This is a genomic window from Miniimonas arenae (assembly GCF_006351005.1).
GTDB classification, from domain to species: Bacteria; Actinomycetota; Actinomycetes; order Actinomycetales; family Beutenbergiaceae; genus Miniimonas; species Miniimonas arenae.
This window is the reverse complement of the sequence record NZ_VENP01000138.1, coordinates 1-1,238: the sequence shown is the minus strand read 5'-3', so window position 1 is coordinate 1,238 and position 1,238 is coordinate 1. Positions and strand designations below refer to the sequence as shown.

The window sequence follows — 1,238 nt, the reverse complement described above, 5'->3', positions numbered from 1 at the left end:
CGAGCACCGCCGGCCAGAGCCGGCGCCGCTGGGGCTGCTCGGTCGAGGTGCTCATCAGGTCGGCCCTTAGCGACTCAGGAGCGCGATGATCGCACCGAAGAGGAGGGGGACGGCGACCACGCAGCCGAAGGCCACGAGGGCACGCTTGAAGTGGGTCGCGCTCTCGTCGACGATCTCGGGCCCGTAGTTCTGCCGTGAGGCGCTGGACCACTTGATCCCGCCGACGAGGGCCTGCCCGCCGGTCCAGAGCAGTGCCAGGCCCCAGATTCCGCCGAGGATCATGACGGCCGTGGAGTTGAGTTCGGTCCCGAACACGGAGAAGTTCGGGGTCACGCCGTCGAACGGGTTCGGGACGGCTCCCGAGGCGAGGATGGTGGCGGTGTTCATCGTGAGCCCTCCCAGGCGTCGTAGGTGTCGAGGTGAGACGTGATCGCGGCCGCGACGGCGAGGAAGGCCCGCTTGGTCGCCGTTGAGAGCTGGCTGTAGTGCAGCTCGCCGCGCTCGGCGATGTGCGGGTCGAACGGGACGTCGACGACCGCGGCGCAGGTCCGGGTGAACCACTCGCGCCACTCCGCGCACTTGTCCGTCGGCGCGCGGCCACGCCCGTCGTTCGTCGCGACCACGACGGCCCTCTGGACGAGGTCGCCGTACCCGCTGCGGCGCAGCTGGTCGATCAGCCGTCCAGCGCTCTCGACACTGTCCTGGGCCCACTGCACCGGGATGACCAGAAGGTCGGCGTGGTGGGTCGCGGCGAGGAAATTCGCCGCCCTGGGGTTGTTGCCTGAGTCGATCAGCACGAGCGGGTAGAACCGGGTCACGACGTCGTGGATGCGCTCGAACTCGGCCTCACCGACCTGAGCCATGCGCGCCGGGTCCTCGTCGCTCGCCAGGACGTCGAAGTGTCCGTCCGGCTGCGGGCGTACGAACGCGTTCAGATCACCGCGGCGACCGCCGTTGGACTCGAAGTGGTCCAACTGGCCCAGAAGATCCAGGACGGTCGTGGGGAACCGGCCCTCGGCGGTGCGGATACCGAGCGTGCCCAGGGTCTCGTTGTTGTCCCACGCCAGGACTCCCCCACCGCGAACCTCACCGAACGTTCCCGCGAGCAGCGCCACCATCGGCGTCTTCCCGACGCCACCCTTGGGCTGTCCGATCAGGATCGTGCGAGGACGGGACCACTGCGACCCCACGATGCTGCGGTGCTCGAGCTCGCGGACCTCCTCCACGGGCGCGCTGAG

Annotated in this window: 2 protein-coding genes; both read right to left on the bottom strand. The window is 69.4% G+C overall.

Features of this window, described 5'->3' with window-relative positions; all coding sequences use genetic code 11:
* Positions 1–66 precede the first annotated feature (66 nt).
* Positions 67–387: a hypothetical protein gene (locus FH969_RS14970; protein ID WP_139988005.1), complete on the bottom strand. Its 321-nt coding sequence runs from the start codon at positions 385–387 to the stop codon at positions 67–69.
* Positions 384–1,238, bottom strand: an 855-nt coding sequence (locus FH969_RS15375; RefSeq protein ID WP_425462476.1) for a MinD/ParA family ATP-binding protein, incomplete at its 5' end; no start/stop codon positions are given. The genes FH969_RS14970 and FH969_RS15375, both read right to left, overlap by 4 nt.

What these genes read in the sequence shown, in the direction of transcription:
- FH969_RS14970 (WP_139988005.1), bottom strand. Translation starts at nt 387, where the DNA reads ATGAACACCGCCACCATCCTCGCCTCGGGAGCCGTCCCGAACCCGTTC.